This window comes from Nocardia cyriacigeorgica, assembly GCF_010868145.1.
Classification (GTDB): domain Bacteria; phylum Actinomycetota; class Actinomycetes; order Mycobacteriales; family Mycobacteriaceae; genus Nocardia; species Nocardia cyriacigeorgica_D.
Window position 1 is genome coordinate 78,881 of sequence record NZ_JAAGUY010000017.1, and the last position, 17,091, is coordinate 95,971.

The window sequence follows — 17,091 nt, forward strand, 5'->3', positions numbered from 1 at the left end:
AATGACCAACCCGTTCGACGACGACAACGCCCAGTTCTACGTCCTCATCAACGACGAAGGTGAACACTCCATGTGGCCGACCTTCGCCACCGTCCCCGGCGGCTGGACCATCGCCCACGGCCCGTCGCCCCGCAAAGCCTGCCTCGACTACGTCGAAACCCACTGGCTCGACATGCGCCCCACCTCCCTCATCCGAGCCATGTCCGCCGAAGCCAACTGAGGTCGGGGCATAGCCGGCACGGTCGGTGGGTGGTGCCAGGCGTCGCGAGTCCACTCACCGGCCTCCGCGCCAGATAGCCTCGCTCGATATTCGCGTGGGCGACTGGATACCGTGTGGCATGCGCAAGCATCATGCGGCTGTCAGGAGCGACCGCCACCGGAGACTCTCGGCTTTCCTTGCTTCCCACAGCGACATCGAACTCACGGCGCTCATGGATACGGGCCGGTCGATCAGCGTGGGAGTGGGCGGCGGCGCAGCAGTGGTCGATGCCGACGGCGAGCCGGTGTTCGTCAAGCGCGTTCCGATGACGGATCGAGAACTCGCCAACCCCGGTTCCACCGTGAACCTGTACGACCTGCCATTGTTCTGCCAGTACGGCATCGGCGGCCCGAGCTTCAACGCATGGCGTGAGCTGGCAGCGAACCTCATTGTCACCGACGGTGTTCTGGCCGGCGGGACACAGTCGTTCCCGATGCTCTATCACTGGCGGATTCTGGCCGGACGGTCACCGATCGCAGCCGAGCATGCCGACATCGATACGGTGGTTGCCGCCCAGGGTGACTGCGCGGCCGTCCGTATCCGTCTCGAAGAGCTGGCGGCCGCAACGTCCAGCCTCGTCCTGTTCTGCGAATACATTCCGTACCCCATGCAGGACTGGCTGAGCGAGAACCCTGTGGACAAAGCCGCCACAGTCGAGCAGCAGCTTTCAGAGATTGTGACGTTCCTCGGCGATCGACAACTGCTGCACATGGACGGACACTTCGGCAACATGCGCACCGACGGGGAGCGGATTTACCTCACCGACTTCGGACTGGCCACCTCACTACATTTCGACCTGTCGGTCGCCGAGCGAGATTTTGCCGAACGCCACGTCACTCATGACGCCGACTACGCCGCCATGCGACTCGTCAATTGGCTGGTGACCGATATCTGCGGAGTTCCGATGCCTACCAGCGGCGGCCCCGTCGCCCGCAACGAGTACGTACGTCTATGCGCCGCTGGACACATCCCGGACGGCGTGCCGTCAGAGGTGGCGGCGATCCTGGCTCGGCGAGCACCTGCCGCTGCGGAGATGAACGCCTTCCTGTGGAAATTGTTCGGCGGCGACATCCACGCCGAATACCCCGGTATGAACCCGGCGGACACATAACATCCGCCGGGTACTGCCCGGGGATTACCGGCGAACGTAGATCCCCACCAGGTCCTTCAGCGCGCGGTTTTCGCCGTGCAGCTCTTCGAGGGCCATGCGGAGGCGGCGGACCTCGTTGGCGAGGTCGTCGGAGGTGCGGTGGCCGAATTCCGGATCCGCGACCGCGGTGGCGGGTACTGCCTTGGAGACCGCGACGAGCTCGGCGGCCGGCTTGTCCTGGGCGGCGGGAGCCTCGGCGGTCACGGTCACGTTGTCGACGGGCGCCACGGATTCGGTTTCCGCAACCAGGGTTGGGGCAGCGGGGGCGACCTCGGACGCGGGCGCGCCATTCTTCTCGGGGGACGAGCCGTTGGCCGATAGAGCCTGTTTGCGGGCGGTGGCTGCGCGCGTCTTCCGCGGCTTCTTTGCCACGCGCTGCCGGGTGGCAGCGGCCGGGGCCTCCTCGGCCGCGGCGGTGACAGTGGCCTCTTCGGCCGGCGCCGTGGTGCTCGCCGCTTCGGCCGCCTTCACCCAGTTGGTCAGCGCGCCCACCGACGGCCAGCCCGCCTTCTGCACCACGTCCTCACACGCCGCGTTCAACGACTTTCCTTCGGCGCGGAGCTTTTCCACCTTCTTGACCGCCCTGGCTTTTTCCGCATCGGTGAATCTCTTGGCCATCGTTGCCGCTCCTGCTATCCAGATCATGGGTATGCCATCGTGTATCGAACACAGATGACAGCACAGCCAGTGCCGTGCGAAACATAACGGATATACCCGATTCCATGCCAATCATGACAATCCCCTGGATGGCTCGGATAATTCTCTGATCTGGAGGGGGACTTTCTCGAGATAGACAGTGAGAGTGTATTTGCCTGTGCGGGAACAACTTCGAAGTGCCGATCGAAGCATTCCTACAATGCGGCGGTTGCATTAGATGTGACGGATTCCGTGCCCCGAGCAGCCCGGCAAGTGCCGGTATAGCCGCTCGGTATCGACGATGAACACGCCGCTTCAACGGAAAGGTGTGCCCATCGGAGGCGACACCGAGACCATCAACTGTTTTCGTTCACCGACCGAGCCCCATCACGTGGGCCTATCACCTACGCCGGGGACACCGACACCGGCACTCCATTGAACACCGCATTACCCGACGGGATGTCGACCATAGCGTCGTCGGTGAGCACATTGGTGTTCACCCCGGCATGTTCACGCGCTACCCGCTGACCACCGACGGTGTGTCCCCAGCCGTGCGGCAAACTCACCACACCCGGCATGATCGCCTCGGTCGGCTCCAGGTCCACGGTGAGCTCACCGGAGGCCGACTTCACCACCGCGCAGTCCCCGAGGCCGAGACGATCGACATCGCTGGGATGGATGTGCAGGGTGCAGCGGTTGCTTCCGCTCACCAGTCGAGGCATGTTGTGCATCCAACTGTTGTTGGAGCGCAGATGGCGGCGGCCGATCAGCACCATCTCCGGTGCGGCCGCGGCGACCCCGGCTCGGAGCCGGTCGACATCGGCGATCAGCTGCGGTGGCGCCAGTTCGACACAGTGCGATTCGGTGCGCAGCACCTCGGGCAGCCGCGGCTGCAAGGGCCCGAGATCGACGCCGTGCGGGTTGTCCAGCAGCGTCGTCAGGCTGAGATTGCCACCGTTCCACGCGCCGTAGGGGCCGAGGCGCAGCATCATATCGATGCGCTGTTCGGTCGTATTCGCACCCGACAGCTCGGATCCGCGCACGGCGAGACCGGCCTTGTGCAGAGTTCCCGCGATCACGAGCTCGTCGAACGCGCTGACCGCGTCGCGCCCGTCGGTACCGCGATGCGCACCACCGGTGACCGCCGCCGCCAATCGCGCGATGACAGCCGCCTCCGAGGGACGATCACCCAGCGGTACCAGCGGCCGCGAATACCGTGCGTAATTGCGGACCGCGAACTGCAAGAGCGCGAAGTCGTAATGCGGTGATTGCAGCGGGCGCGGTGGCGGCAGGATCACATCGGCGTGACGTGTGGTCTCGTTCAGATAGCAGTCCACACTGACCATGAAGTCGAGTTCGGCGAGCGCCGTGTCGAGCCGGGCGCCGCTCGGTGCGGACAGCACCGGGTTGCCCGCGACGGTGATCAAGGCCCGCACCTGACCCGCGCCGGGTGTGGTGATTTCATCGGCGAGGGTGGCCACGGGGAGTTCGCCCATGGTTTCCGGAAGTTCGCGTACGCGGCTGGTCCAACGGCCGGTGCGGAACGGTTTGCTGCGCACGATGCCGAGCGCGGCGCCAGCGGCGAACATGGCGCCGCCCGGTGAGTCCAGGTTCCCGGTGAGCGTGTTGATCACATCGACGAGCCACTGGGTCACCGTGCCGAACTCGGTCGTGCAGGTGCCGATGCGCGCGTACACGGCGGCGGCGCGTGCGGCGGCGAGCTCACGGGCGAGCCGGACCACCGTCTCGGCGGGCACCCCGGTGCGTCGCTCGACCGACTCCGGTGCGAAATCGGCGGCGGCGGCGCGCACGTCGTCGAGTCCACGCACATGCACGCGCACCTGGACGAGGTTCTCGGCAAACAGTGTGTGCACGATCCCGAACAGCAGGTAGGCATCGCTGCCCGGCCGGATGAACAGGTGCTCGTCGGCAGCGTCGGCCGTGCGGGTGCGCCGCGGATCGACGACGACGAGGCGCCCGCCGCGCGCCCGCAACGCCTTCAGCCGGCCGGGGAAGTCCGGCGCGGTGCAGATCGACCCGTTCGATTCCAGCGGGTTGGCGCCGAGCATCAGCAGGTAGTCGGTGCGGTCGAGGTCGGGGACGGGGATGGCGAGCGGGTCACCGAACATCAGGCCACAGGCGACCTGCTTCGGCATCTGATCGGCCGTGCTCGCCGAGTACAGATTCTTGGTGCCGAGCCCGCGGATCAGCGCCGGCACGTACAGCGCGCCCGCCACGCTGTGCGCGTTGGGGTTGCCGAGGTACAGCGCGGCCGATTGGTTGCCGTGCTCGGCCGTCACTGCCGGGAATCGCTCGGCGATCAGGTCGAAGGCGTCATCCCACGAGGCGGTGCTCCAGTCACCGGTGGCGCGGTCGCGGATCATCGGCTCGGTCAGGCGGTCGGGGTCGGCATCGAGGGTGCCGAGGCTGGCGCCCTTAGGGCAGAGAAAGCCCGCGCTGAAGGGGTCCTGCCGGTCACCGCGCACCGAGAGGACGTGGTCGTTCCGGTCGAGGGTCAGCTCGAGCCCGCACACTGCTTCACAAAGGGGGCAGGTCCGCAGACCGGTCCGTGTGCCGTCTGCGGCGGCGGGGTCGGAGGAGCCGGTGGAGGTGGACGCGCGCGTGGCCATACCTCATCGTCGCGCGCGAGGCCGGTCGATGAGAAGGATTCCGCGCAGTTTTCTCGGTGCTCGTGCCGGAAGTCGCTTCGCAGAAGCGTGCGCGTTTGTTCGGGGCGAACGTGGCGGTTGGGCCAATGCCTGGCCGGCTATCGGGTCCGCAGCTGCTTGTCCAAATACATCGAGGACACGCGGTACCCGTTCTGGCGGTAGAGCGCGATCGCCGCCGCATTATCACCCACCACGTTCAATCCCAGCCGTGTCCGGCCCTCCTCAGCGATCAAACTTTCTGCGGCTGCCAGGATCGCGGAGCCGTAGCCTCGGCGACGGAAGCGTTCGAACACGTTGATGTCGTACAACCACGCGGAATCCGCCGTACCGGTCACATCCTGTGGATCGGGCCCGATCCACGCATCGCCGACGACTTCGCCCGACTCGTTCTCGGCAACAACCAGGTGATGGCCCGCGGTGTCGCGCCCGTCGGGAAGGAACTGGGCCGTACCTTGCCGCGACCGTTCCCACGCCTGCGCCTCGGACATGAACTTGGACAGCTCACGAGCACCTTCGGCTTCGCGGTGTCGCGTCGCCTGCTCGTACTCCGCCTCGGTCATCCTCCGCAAGATCACCTGTGCCTTCGAATCTTCCATATCGACCATCCTCGGCCAGACGGCGAGAACGTCAAGATGTTTTTCGCAGGCCTGGCCGGGTGGGCAGCGATAGCGCAGTAACCAAGACTCCCAGCAGTTTCCGTAATTCAGGACCAAGATCGGGGTTGTCCCGGATGCGTTGCGGTAGGGCTCGTCCGTACGGTCGCGGGTATGCGCCTATTGACTATTGCTGTGGTCGTATCCGCGCTCGCGGTCACACTCGGCTGTTCGACCGAAGCCGATCCGGCGGCAGCAGAGGTGTCGGCCGAGCGGCTGGCTGCTGTGCAGGCGGATCTCGAGCAGGTGGTCGGCGCGGGTGCGGTTGGGGCGATCGCGACCGTGACCGAGAACGGTCGGACAGTGGTGTTGACCAGCGGTGTTGCCGATCGGGATGCCAAGACGTGGATTCCGACGGATACGCCGCAGCATGTGCGGGTCGGCAGCATCAGTAAGACGTTCGCCGCCACGGTCATTCTGCAACTGGTCGCCGAGGGCATGATCGGACTCGATGACCCGGTCGAAAAGTATCTGCCCGGCGTGCTGCGCGGTGAGGGTATCGACGGCAATCGGATCACCGTGCGTCAGGTGTTGCGACACCAGAGCGGGCTGCCGAATTTCACCGACGACCACCCGGGCTATGAGTATCTGCTTGCGCAGGAGGGAAAGACGGCCACCCCGGCGGAGTTGATGACGCTCGCACTGAGCAGGCCCGCTGAATTCGAACCGGGCACCAGCTGGGCCTATAGCAATACGAACTACATCATCGCCGGAATGCTGGTGGAGCAGGTGACCGGTCACAGCTACACCGACGAGCTGAACCGCCGCATTCTCGAGCCGCTGCAGCTCGAGGGCACCTATCTGCCAGGTCCCCGCGAATACGAGATTCGCGCACCGCATCCCAAGGGCTACGAGAATCTGGACGGCAAGCTGATAGATGTGTCGCGGATCGAACCGTCGGCGCCGTGGGCGGCGGGTGCGATGGTCTCCACCGGCGCCGACCTCAACCGGTTCTACCTGGCCCTGGTGAATGGTGAGGTGCTCGCCGCGGCGGAAACGGCGCAGATGATGAACGATCCCGTGCCGACCGGTCGTCGCGAAGGCCAGTCGTACGGGATCGGACTCCAGACCGCTGACCTGCCATGCGGTACCCGCTATTTCGGGCACAGCGGTGGCATCGTCGGTTTCCACAACCTGTCCGCCGCCACCACCGACGGCCGTGCGATCACCATAACCATCACCAGTTCGCCGGATCCGGCACCGGACATCGTCGCACTGCTCGGCAACGCGCTGTGCCCGTGAGGATCAGATCAGGTTCTTCTGCTTACGCATCCGCATGCGCAGGTCCGCCATCAGCGCATAGGAGCCACCGAAGCGCAGGAAACGCGGAATGAACCGGTTGACGAATCCGACGAACAGGAAAAGGTTGTCGAACCGCCGCTGATCGGCCGCGGTCCACTCCACCCGCAGCTGCTCGCGGAAGTAGGGTGCGAGGAAACCGATGGTGAGAAATTTCAACAGCCCACGGAACGGGATCCGCATGTACCAGTGGATCATCCGCAGGTTCAGCAGATCGTCGAGGTATCCGCGCACGAAATCGTCGAGCACAGCCTGGCGAGCCAGATCGTTCCAGTACGCGTCGAAATCCTTTCGGGTGGCCGGCCACATGTCCCTGGTCACCTGGAGGCCCGTGGCCAGCGTCGATGAGGTCTGGTAGAACTGCTCGGCCTGCTCGTCGGTCATCTTGCCATTGAGCAGTTGGTAGGTGTCTTCGAAGCCGATGAACAGGCAGGCGGCCACCCACAGCTGGAGGTCGCGGTTGAAAGCGTTGTATTTGACCTTGCTGTCCGGCCCCGAACGCACCTGGCGATGCGCCACATTGACCGCCTCGCGGAAGGCATCGATCTCCTCCTGCGTCCCGAGAATCGACACGGCCAGATACTGCGTGGTGGTCCGGGCCCGCTTCCACGGATGCACCATGAGCGCACCGGATTCCACCCGGCTCTCGGCCACACCGTAGCCGACACCGGGGCGCGCCATCTGCATGACGACATTGGCCGCGGCGCCGCCGAAGCTCCAGAAATCCAGTGCGTCGGTCAGTGCGAGCGGCCGCTTGGTGAACGGCCGATGGTCGGTGCTGATGGGAATGCGCGTCTGCTCGGTGGTCAGCGGAGGCAGATCGTCCTGCTCGTGGGGGCGCGCGACTGCGGTCATGGGTGTACTTCCGTTCTCTTGCCTGTGATCCGGGCGAGCCGGGCGCAGACCGCCACGCTCGTGGTGTGCCACAGAGCCCATTATGTTACTCAAGATTCTTCCCCGCAAGAGTCTTCTCTGTAGCGAACAGGCGATAACTTATGCTCACGCATCCATCGCATCGTGCCTGGCTGTTCTGGTGAATTACGCCAGTGGCCGATGGAATCTTGTCGAATCTCTTCCTTCGCGAGCGGAATGGTGCGTAACATACCGATCCAGCCGGACCGGTTGGGAGGCGCGCCGGGCAGACGGCACGCAGCGGTGCGCACGGCGGCGGGGATCGTGCGCCGGACGGGGTCGGCCGGCGTAGGAAAGGACTAGGCGATGCTCAAGAAGCTGGATCGAATATTCAGCTACGAGATGAAGGTCTCCGAATTCGTGGGGACGCTCATCATTCTCGGCATTCCATACGGCTTGATCGGCGTCATCTGGACGCTGACGCACACCAGCCATCTGCGCGATATGCACGGAATCGACGTCGTCATCTCGTTTCTCGGCTCGATCGTCTGCTGGCCCGTGCTCACTTTCGCGAATGTGTGCATGACCTGATGATGATCCTGGTGTGGCTCATCGACATCTTGATGATCGGCGTCAAGATCCTCGGCGGGCGGATGACAGTGAACCCGATTCTGCGCTTCGGTCTGTGGCTCGCGGTGATCGGCACCGTGGCCGCCGGTGTCGCGGTGGTGGGGTACGGGCTGGTCGAACTCCAGCACCATCTCAGCGGTGACGTCACCGCGGCAGGATCGGATAGCCGGTGACCACCATCGAAAAGCCTTCGCAGCGGACCGATCTGGAAAAGGCGGTCGACGATGTCAGGGGACTGTGGAAGCGGCACCCGCAGCGCTCTCTGGAAACGCTCGGCCGTCAGGTCACTCTCGGCCGCGATGCGATTCTGGAAACCTTCCGCGCCATGGTCGCGCGGAGGTTCCCCTTCCAGGAATTCATCAAGCAGTGCGCCTTCATGGCCAATGTTTCCGCCGCACCGACGGTGTTCGTCGCCATCCCGATCGCGGTGGTGGTGTCGATCCAGGTGGGTGCGCTGGTGAATCAGGTCGGCGCCACCACCTTCATCGGTGCGGTCGCCGGATTGGGCATCATCCGGCAGGGTGCCCCGCTGGTCACTTCATTGATGATCGCGGGCGCGGTCGGTTCGGCCATCTGCGCCGATCTCGGCTCCCGGACCATCAGGGAGGAGATCGACGCCATGATGGTGATGGGCGTTGACCCGGTGCGCAGGCTGGTCGCGCCGCGGCTGGTGGCCGCGGTGCTGGTGAGCATGCTGCTGTGCGGGTTCATCGTCTTCGTCGGCTTCGCGACGGCCTACATGTTCAATGTCTATGCGCAGTCGGGCACACCGGGATCGTTCATCGGTTCATTCGCCTCCTTCGCCGTGGCCAACGACCTCATCGTCGCGCTCGTGAAGGCGGCCATATTCGGCGCGCTGACCGCGATCATCGCCTGCGATATCGGCCTGCACGCCAAGGGCGGGCCCGGCGGTGTGGCCGACGCGGTGAACTCCGCGGTGGTGAGTTCGGCACTGATGTTGTTCGCCACCAACATCATTCTGACCCAGCTCTACAACACCCTGTTCCCGACGAAGGTGATCTGAGGTGGGTAGCTCCTACACCCCGCCCGCGCTGAAACCGGTGCGGATGGCGGGCGCGGCGGCCGCGGTGCCGATTCAGGCCAACCGCAGGGTCGGCCATCAGGCGATCACGTTCTTCCAAGCGGTGGCGGCGATTCCGTTCGTGCTGCGGCACTACCGCAAGGAAGTGCTGCGCTTGACCGCCGACGTCGGCTGGGGCAACGGGTCGTTGATCGTCGGCGGCGGCACCGTTGGCGTGGTGATCATTCTGTGCGCCTTCGGCGGCATCACGGTCGGCATGGAATCGTTCACCGCGCTGAATCTGCTCACGATGGGGCCGTTGACCGGCGCGATCTCCGGTTTCGCCACGACACGCGAGCTGGCCCCGATCCTGGCGACGCTCGCGTTCGCCATCCAGGCCGGCTGCCGCTTCACCGCGCAACTGGGTTCCATGCGAATCTCGGAGGAGATCGACGCGCTCGAGTCCATCGCGATCCGGCCGCTGCCCTATCTGGTGACGACGCGGATGATCGCGGCGACGCTGACCATCGTCCCGCTCTACAGCATCGGACTGGCCACCGCCTATCTGGCGACGAAGCTGTCGGTGCTGTTCCTCGGCGGCACCTCGGCAGGCACCTACGACCACTACTTCTTCCAATTCCTCATCGGTCCCGATGTGTTCTTCTCACTGCTCAAGGTGATCGTGTTCGTGATGCTGTCGACGTTCATCCAGTGCTACTACGGCTATTTCGCGACCGGCGGACCCGAGGGTGTCGGTGTGGCGGCAGGCCGGGCGATCAAGATGGTCATCGTCGTCATGGTGTTCGCGAATCTGTTCCTGACCCTTGCGATCTGGGGTATCGACCCCGGATTCCGGATCTCCGGGTAGGCGGCGATGATTCTCGATCCGAGTGGACGTGGCCCCACCGCACGCCAGCTGACCCTGTCCGGGCTGGCCGTCATGGGCACCATCGTGTTGTTGCTCGGCCTGCTGGCCTTGCGCTACACCGGCTACTTCGAGGCCAAGGTGCCTGTCACCGTCACGCTGACCAGTACCGGTGACGGGCTGCCCGCGCGCGCGGATGTGAAGTTCCGCGGCATGGTGGTCGGCGCCGTGAGCGCCGTCGACGTGGTCGCGGCCGGGCAGCGGCAAGAAGTAGCCGTCGATCTGAACCCCGTAGTGGCCGAGACCATCCCGGACAATGTCACCGCACGGGTGATTCCGAACAACCTGTTCGGCGTCACCGCGATCGAGCTGGTGGACAATGGTCCGTCCGACGGCGTGTTGCACGAGGGCTCGGCAATCGCCGAGGACACCAGCGCGGGCACCGTCCAACTGCAGACGACGCTGACGGTGCTGCGCGATGTGCTCGACAATATCCAGCCCGAAAAGCTGGGCCGGGTGCTGGCGACGTTCTCCGCCGCGCTCGATCCGGGCGCCCGCGTCCCCGGGTCGACCATCGAACGACTCGACAACTGGATCACCCAGGTGCACTCGATCGAGGGCATCGGGGAACTGCTCGGCGATCTGGGCCGTGCCACCACCGCGTTGAGCCAGTCGGCGCCGGAACTGGTCGGCGTGCTGTCGGAGTCGGTGACCACCGCACGCACCCTCACCGAACGCCGCGAGAACCTGATCGCGCTGCTCGCCAATGCCAGTGGCGCCGTCGATTCGGTGAACAGCCTGTTCGCCCGCAACCCGAACGCGGCCAAGGAACTCGTGCCCGGCCTGGACGAGCTGTTCGGCTCGCTGGCCCGCGACGCCGAGGCCATCCCGTCCACCGCGGCCAACCTGAACACCACCCTGCAGAAGATGCAATCGGTGTTCGGCTTCGGCCCGCGCAAACAGATGGTGTGGAAGATGGATGTCTCCTTCACCCCGTTCCAGCAGTACACGGCCGAGGACTGTCCGCACTACGGGGGCATGTACGGTCCGCGTTGCGGCGGACCGACGGTTCCGCAGGTGGCGCCGCCGCAGGAGTATCCGCCGCACATGCTGCCGCGCCGACTGGATTCGGCTGGGCCCGCTCCCGCGACCAATCCGCTACCGGGCGTCGCACCCGCGCCGGCGCAGCCGGGCACTTCGGTGATTCCCGGGTTGCCGTTCATTCCCGGTCTGCCTGCGATTCCCGGGATCACGGTGCCAAGCGCCCCCGCGCCCGCCGCATCTGGCCAGACCGCACCCGGCGGGACCGCAGCGGAGGGGGCGGTACCGAATGGCGCCGCGCCTGCTGTCGCGCCCGGTCAGCCCGGCTCGGACCGGGGGGTTTCCGCTGGTAACCCGCCTGTTGACGCCGTATCGCCTGGGGAGGCCGGAACCGGGGCCGTTCCTGCGGGACCGAGGCGCATGGTCCCCGTCTCGGACGCGACAGTCTCCGGTGCGCGCCCGACCGCCACCGTGCGAGGTCATGCGGCAGTCGCCGAGATCGTCGGCGGTAAGCCCAACACCGCCCAGTTGCTGCTTCTGACGCCGCTGCTGGCCGGTGGAGCCGTGGAGGTCTACACGTGAAATCAGGGAGAGCGCTGGTCGGGTTCAGCCTGTTCGCGGTGCTGGCGATGGTGCTGACGTACACGATCTGGTCGACGTTGCAGCGTTCGGTCCCCGGCCCGACCCACACCTACTCGGCGACCTTCTCCGATGTGCTCGGGGTACGCGTCGGTGACGACGTGCGGATGGCAGGGGTTCGGGTCGGGCGGGTCGACAACATCGATTTCGAGCCGGACTACAAGGCCCGTCTCGAGTTGCGCATCCAGGACCGGCAGCGTCTCACCACCACGACCAAGGCACTGGTGCGGTACCAGAACCTGATCGGCCAGCGCTATATCGCACTGATCCCCGGCGAGGGTGACGGTACGGCGCTCGAACCGGGCGGGCACATTTCACTGGAGCGCACCGAACCCTCCTTCGACGTGTCGGCGCTGCTGTCGGGTTTCGAGCCACTGTTCAGCGTCCTGCAACCGGACCAGGTGAACTCGCTGTCGGAAACGCTCATCCAGGCGCTCCAAGGCGACGGCGTGTCGTTGAGTGCGCTGATCATCCAGGCGGCCGAACTGGCCACCACGTTCGGACAGCGTGACGAGATCCTCGGGCAGGTCATCACGAATCTGAGCAGTGTGATCGCAGGTCTGGCCAATCGCAGCAAGGAGCTGGAAACGCTCATCACGCAGGCCAGATCGCTGGTCGACGCCCTGTATGCGGAGGGCGAGTCGCTGAAGAGTTCGGTGGATCAGGTGGCGACGTCCACCGATGCGCTGGTCGGGCTGATCACCCAGGTCGCACCGGATATTGCCCGGGCACAGAACGACGCGACCAGCGGTGTGGCGTTGCTGCTGCTCAATGGCGCCGCGCTTGATCAGGCGGCGATCGAACTGCCGAATGTGCTCAATGGTCTGGCCCGTTTCACCAGTTACGGCGCCTACGCCAATGCCTACATCTGCCGCCTCGATGTGTCGCTGTGGGGCGTACTGCTCCCACCGGGACTGTTCTCGCAGGTCGGCGGAGATTCCCAATCGGAGGTGTGCCGATGATGGCGCGTTTACGACTGCCGAAGTATTCGGCGAATCGTTTCCTGTGGCTAGGCGTCGGCGCGGCAGCCGCGGTCGCCTTGCTGCTGGTCGGCTCCAGCGTGATCGCGGAGGCTCGGCTGTCGGACAAGACGATTCAGGCAGAATTCGCGCAGGCCGCCGGACTGCGGCCGGGTGCGACGGTCGATGTGTCGGGGATCGAGGTCGGCGCGGTTCAGGCGGTGAACCTGGTCGACGACAAGGTGGTCGTCGACCTTCGGGTGCGCCGCGATATGCGGTTGGGGTCGAATGCGCGTGCGGCGATCAAGATGTCGACCATCCTCGGCCGTCTGCATATCGAGCTCACACCCGGTGACGGTAAAGGGCTGCCGGACAATCGGATTCCCATCGAGAACACCTCGGTGCCGTACAACCTCGGCAAGGTCATCCAGGATCCGAAGTACAAGTCATCGTTCGAACGGATCGAACGGATCGATCCGGAGAAACTGCGCAAGGCGCTGGATCTGTTCGACCAGCAGATGGGTCGATCACCGGAACTGGCTGTCACCGCGCTGGACAGTATCGGCGCGCTCGCCAAGGTGATCAACGACCGTCGCGACGAGGTGGACGTGTTGTTGAAGGGCCTCGATCAGGTATCGCGGCTGGCGGCCGATAACCAGAACAGCGTCTTGCTGTTGTTGACCCGTGGTGAAGCGATCGGCAACGCGGTGTCGTTGCGGCAGAACCTGTTACGGCAACTCCTTGACAACGTGGCCGCCCTGTCGGCGTTGCTGAGCGAGATGGGTATCGAGAACAACAACCAGCTCGGCCCGCTGATCCAGAACCTCAACACCATGACCCAGGGTCTGGAGAAGAACCGCGACAACCTGGATCGGCTCTACGAGATCATGCCGGTCGCACTGCGCCAGTTCAACAATGCTCTCGGCAACGGCCCGTACGGCGACGTCTGGGCGCCGTGGTTCCTCCCGGACAACTGGCTCTGTTTCGCTCAGGTCGTCGAAGGATGCGGCACATGAGAATTCGCACGATCATGCGCACGGCCGCATTGTGTTTCGCCGCGACGCTGGCCGCGGGGTGTGCGCTGCTGCCCGACAGCATCAGTTCGCTGCCCGACCAGTATCTCGGCGAACAATTGCGGATCAGCGCCGATTTCGAGAACGTCGCTGGCCTCTACGCGGGCAACGAGGTGGCGATTCTCGGTGTCCCCGTCGGTCGTGTGGAGACGGTGACGGCCAAGGGCAGCTATGTCCAGGTCACGATGGCCATCGACAAGGGCGTCAAGGTTCCGGAGAACGCCATGGCGGCGCTCATCTCACCGCAGCTCATCACCAATCGGCACGTCGAGTTGGCGCCCGCGTATTCCGGGGAAGGGCCGCTGCTGCCCGACGGCGCGCATATCCCGCTGGAACGCACCAGGGTGCCGGTGGAACTCGACCGGATCCTGGAGAATTTCGATCAGCTCGGCGCCGCGTTGAAGGGTGACAACGCGCAGGGCCCGATGGCGAGCCGCGTACTGTTCCCGCTGCTCGAAGGCAATGGTGACCGGCTGAGGGCCACCCTCGACGCGCTGTCGTCGGCCTTCGAGGTGTCCTTCGCCAATAAGGACCAGATCGCCAACACCATCATCGAACTCAACGAGATCACCCAGATCATCGCCCAGAACGACCAGACCGTCCGCGATTTCAGCGGCAGGCTCACCGAGCTGGTGCAGTTGATGGGGGAGCAGTCACCGGGTCTACAAGCGGTACTGACCCAGCTCAACGATTTCGTCAACAACACCTCGACCGTGGTCGGCCAGAATTCCGATCAACTGGCAGGCGCATTGCAGCGATTCACCGCCATCACCGCCCAGATGCGGGCCAACGCGCGCGGTCTCACCGAATTGGTCGACGTGGCACCGCTGTTCTTCGAGAACTTCTCCAATGCGGTCAGCCGCGAGCACCGGGCGCTGCGGCTGCACGGCCTGCTGGACAAGGCGGTGCTCGACGGCGAGGTGCTTTCGCTGTTCTGCGAGCGGGTCCAGATGCGCTCCGACGGGTGCCGCACCGGCAAGATCCAGGATTTCGGTCCCGATTTCGGTCTCACCGCCGCACTGCTCGGACTCACGAAATGAGAGTGATGATTCGCAGGAAACTGGGTGCCGTCGCCCTGATCGTCACCGCGGGGTTGGCCACCGGCTGCGGGGTGACGGTGGACAGTGTGCCCATGCCCGAACCCGGTATCGGTGGCCCCGGCTACACGATTCGGGCCGCGTTCCGCGATGCCCTCAATCTGCCCGACCGCGCGCATGTGAAGATCGGCGGCACCGATATCGGCGTCGTCACCGATATCTCCACCACCAATTTCATCGCCGATGTGGAGATGCTCATCCGCGACGACATCCAGCTGCCCCGCGGCACCACCGCCGAACTGCGCCAGGCCACCCCGCTCGGCGACATCTTCGTCGCGATGACATTGCCGCCTGCCTCGCCCGACACCCAGCTGATGCAATCCGGCGACGTCATCACCACCGAACACACCGGCGCGGGTGCTTCCGTGGAGGAACTGATGGTGTCGGTATCGCTGCTGCTCAATGGTGGTGGCCTCAATCAGGCCGCCGAGATCACCGCCCAGATGGATTCGATGTTCGGCGGGCGCGCACCGCAGCTGGCACACATGATCACCGAGCTCACCAATGTGCTCGCGGCGCTCAACGCACGCACCGGCGATATCGACAGCGTGCTGTCCGGGGTGAATGTGCTGACCGGTGAACTCGCGGCGCGCAAGGCCGAACTGGGCCAGGCCGCCGATACCTTCCCCGGGCTGCTCGGTCTGGTCGCCGAGAACAATCGCGATATCTCCGCGCTGATCAACAAGGTGTCGGTCACGATGGCCGCGCTCGGCGATTTCACCACTACGACCGGCCCGGATTTCGTGAGCCTGTTCGACAGCATTCAGCGGCTGATGGCGGGTTTCACCGGTATGGGCGACAACCTCGGTCAGATGCTGGACCGGTTCCATCAGCTGTATCCCTCGCTGGACGCCACCCTGGAGGGTCCGACGCTGGCTGTCGCCGCGACGGTGTCCTATCTGAGCGTCGGCGCGCTGACCGACCCGACCGGCAGCAGGCTGCCCGAACTGGGTGATGTCCCCGCGTTCATCGGCAGCCTCGCGCAGGTGATCCAGAAGGTGATCGGCCGGGTCACCAGCCCGCCGCAACCGGTCCCCGCGCCGGCACAACAGGGTGGTGGCCGGTGAACATTCCGCTGTGGAATTACCTGGTTCGCCGTCGTATCGCCGTCGCGAACCTGGGGCTCGTGGTGATCCTGGTGCTCGGGTCCTGGTACCTGGGGGCGGAGGTGCTGCGCATCAGCCCGCTGCCCAACACCTACTCGGTGACCGTCGAACTGCGCGGCTCCGGCGGACTGCTGACGGGGAACGACGTCACCTTCCGCGGGACCAGGGTCGGCCGCGTCAGTGAGGTGCGGGTCTCGAAGACCGGTATCGCCGCGGTGGCCGACATCGAGTCCTCGGCAAGGATTCCGGTCGGCGGCACGGTCGCCGTCGGGCGGCTGTCGGCGGCGGGCGAGCAGTACCTGGACTTCCGGCCGGATGCCGATACCGGGCCTTATCTTGGCGATGGCTCGGTCGTTGACGTCTCGCGGACATCGACGCCGGTGTCGGTGCAATCGGTTCTGACGAATATGAGCGGACTCATCGGCGGGCTGAATCCGGAGCGGCTCACCGTGATCGTCGACGAACTCGACAAGGCATTGGCCGGCGGCCCGGACCGCATGCGCAACATGATCTCCGGGATCAGCCGCGCCATGGCGGGCCTCAACGATCTGCTGCCTCAGACTCGTCAGCTCATCGACAACCTCGGCGTCATCGCCGAGACCACGTCGCACGCCCAACCCGACCTGAGCACCCTCACCACCGGCGCGGGCGCATTGTTCGAGCAGCTCACCGCCGCCGACGAAGAGGTGCGCCGGTTCCTCGAACTGGCACCCGATCAGCTCGCCACGCTCGGCGGGTTCGTGCAGGCCACCGAGGACCCGATCACCAATCTGGTGACCAATTTCGTCGCCATCACCAAATCCGCCAAACTCCGCGCCCCCGCCATCGCCGCGCTCTTCCCGGCGCTGCGCGAAGGGGCGGCGGCCATCGGCATCCCGGCCCACGACGGTGCCTACCACACCCTGGTCGACCCCTGGCCGCGTCCGACCTGCGAATACGACACCATCCCCGTCGTCCCCACCACTGCGGCTACCGACACCCGTACCCGCCTCTACAACTACTGCATCACCAGCAACCCGGCACTACAGATCCGTGGCTCCGCCAACGCGCCCCGACCGAACGTTCCCGACAACACCGCGGGACCGCCGCCCGGCGTCACCGGCAACGAACTCTCCCGACCGATCCCCGGCAGATAGGACCGA

At 65.3% G+C, this 17,091-nt stretch carries 17 protein-coding genes; 13 read left to right on the plus strand and 4 right to left on the minus strand.

Annotated features, from left to right (window positions below):
• Position 1 precedes the first annotated feature (1 nt).
• Both GV792_RS19495 and GV792_RS19500 read left to right on the plus strand, forming a co-directional pair.
• Positions 2 to 220 (plus strand): MbtH family protein, encoded by a 219-nt coding sequence (locus GV792_RS19495; RefSeq protein WP_163825590.1) that lies wholly within the window; start codon positions 2 to 4, stop codon positions 218 to 220.
• Between the two features lie 211 nt (positions 221 to 431).
• A complete protein-coding gene (locus GV792_RS19500) occupies positions 432 to 1,370 on the plus strand; it encodes a serine/threonine protein phosphatase (RefSeq protein ID WP_256668326.1) in 939 nt (312 codons plus the stop codon).
• 24 nt (positions 1,371 to 1,394) lie between these two features.
• Here the strand turns inward: GV792_RS19500 and GV792_RS19505 are convergent, their stop codons facing one another.
• The 3 genes from GV792_RS19505 to GV792_RS19515 form a co-directional block, all read right to left on the minus strand.
• Entirely contained in the window at positions 1,395 to 2,027 is a 633-nt protein-coding gene (locus GV792_RS19505) for a hypothetical protein (protein ID WP_163825592.1), read from the minus strand.
• Between the two features lie 422 nt (positions 2,028 to 2,449).
• Positions 2,450 to 4,675: a molybdopterin-dependent oxidoreductase gene (locus tag GV792_RS19510; RefSeq protein ID WP_163825593.1), complete on the minus strand. Its 2,226-nt coding sequence runs from the start codon at positions 4,673 to 4,675 to the stop codon at positions 2,450 to 2,452.
• Positions 4,676 to 4,812: 137 nt separating this feature from the next.
• Positions 4,813 to 5,310: a GNAT family N-acetyltransferase gene (locus tag GV792_RS19515; protein ID WP_163825594.1), complete on the minus strand. Its 498-nt coding sequence runs from the start codon at positions 5,308 to 5,310 to the stop codon at positions 4,813 to 4,815.
• 171 nt (positions 5,311 to 5,481) lie between these two features.
• On the opposite strand from GV792_RS19515, the gene GV792_RS19520 reads away from it, so the two are divergent.
• The gene (locus GV792_RS19520) at positions 5,482 to 6,609 is read left to right on the plus strand and encodes a serine hydrolase domain-containing protein (RefSeq protein ID WP_163825595.1); all 1,128 of its coding nucleotides are present in this window, start codon (positions 5,482 to 5,484) and stop codon (positions 6,607 to 6,609) included.
• 3 nt (positions 6,610 to 6,612) lie between these two features.
• Here GV792_RS19520 and GV792_RS19525 read toward each other — a convergent pair whose 3' ends face one another.
• Positions 6,613 to 7,521 carry an oxygenase MpaB family protein gene (locus tag GV792_RS19525; protein WP_163825596.1) on the minus strand — a complete coding sequence of 303 codons (909 nt, stop codon included), beginning with the start codon at positions 7,519 to 7,521 and terminating at the stop codon, positions 6,613 to 6,615.
• A gap of 363 nt (positions 7,522 to 7,884) precedes the next feature.
• On the opposite strand from GV792_RS19525, the gene GV792_RS19530 reads away from it, so the two are divergent.
• Genes GV792_RS19530 through GV792_RS19575 form a run of 10 tightly spaced genes read left to right on the plus strand, consistent with a single transcriptional unit; the run spans position 7,885 to position 17,085 of the window.
• On the plus strand, positions 7,885 to 8,109 hold the full coding sequence (locus GV792_RS19530; RefSeq protein ID WP_163825597.1) for a hypothetical protein: 225 nt from the start codon (positions 7,885 to 7,887) through the stop codon (positions 8,107 to 8,109).
• Positions 8,109 to 8,321, plus strand: a complete 213-nt coding sequence (locus GV792_RS19535) for a hypothetical protein (RefSeq protein WP_163825598.1) — start codon at positions 8,109 to 8,111, stop codon at positions 8,319 to 8,321. Before GV792_RS19530 ends, GV792_RS19535 begins: the two co-directional genes overlap by 1 nt.
• Complete coding sequence (locus GV792_RS19540) at positions 8,318 to 9,172, plus strand: MlaE family ABC transporter permease (RefSeq protein ID WP_163825599.1); 855 nt, start codon at positions 8,318 to 8,320, stop codon at positions 9,170 to 9,172. Before GV792_RS19535 ends, GV792_RS19540 begins: the two co-directional genes overlap by 4 nt.
• Before the next feature lies 1 nt (position 9,173).
• The gene (locus GV792_RS19545; protein ID WP_163825600.1) at positions 9,174 to 10,037 is read left to right on the plus strand and encodes an ABC transporter permease; all 864 of its coding nucleotides are present in this window, start codon (positions 9,174 to 9,176) and stop codon (positions 10,035 to 10,037) included.
• A 6-nt stretch (positions 10,038 to 10,043) separates the two neighbouring features.
• A complete protein-coding gene (locus GV792_RS19550) occupies positions 10,044 to 11,657 on the plus strand; it encodes an MCE family protein (protein WP_163825601.1) in 1,614 nt (537 codons plus the stop codon).
• Positions 11,654 to 12,676, plus strand: coding sequence for an MlaD family protein (locus GV792_RS19555; protein ID WP_163825602.1), 1,023 nt, complete (start codon positions 11,654 to 11,656; stop codon positions 12,674 to 12,676). The genes GV792_RS19550 and GV792_RS19555 overlap by 4 nt, the downstream gene beginning before the upstream one ends.
• Entirely contained in the window at positions 12,676 to 13,689 is a 1,014-nt protein-coding gene (locus GV792_RS19560; RefSeq protein WP_163825644.1) for an MCE family protein, read from the plus strand. Before GV792_RS19555 ends, GV792_RS19560 begins: the two co-directional genes overlap by 1 nt.
• The gene (locus GV792_RS19565) at positions 13,686 to 14,786 is read left to right on the plus strand and encodes an MCE family protein (RefSeq protein ID WP_163825603.1); all 1,101 of its coding nucleotides are present in this window, start codon (positions 13,686 to 13,688) and stop codon (positions 14,784 to 14,786) included. The genes GV792_RS19560 and GV792_RS19565 overlap by 4 nt, the downstream gene beginning before the upstream one ends.
• A 5-nt stretch (positions 14,787 to 14,791) precedes the next feature.
• Positions 14,792 to 15,910, plus strand: coding sequence for an MCE family protein (locus GV792_RS19570; RefSeq protein WP_175583134.1), 1,119 nt, complete (start codon positions 14,792 to 14,794; stop codon positions 15,908 to 15,910).
• The gene (locus tag GV792_RS19575; protein WP_163825605.1) at positions 15,907 to 17,085 is read left to right on the plus strand and encodes an MCE family protein; all 1,179 of its coding nucleotides are present in this window, start codon (positions 15,907 to 15,909) and stop codon (positions 17,083 to 17,085) included. The genes GV792_RS19570 and GV792_RS19575 overlap by 4 nt, the downstream gene beginning before the upstream one ends.
• The last annotated feature ends 6 nt before the right edge of the window (positions 17,086 to 17,091 follow it).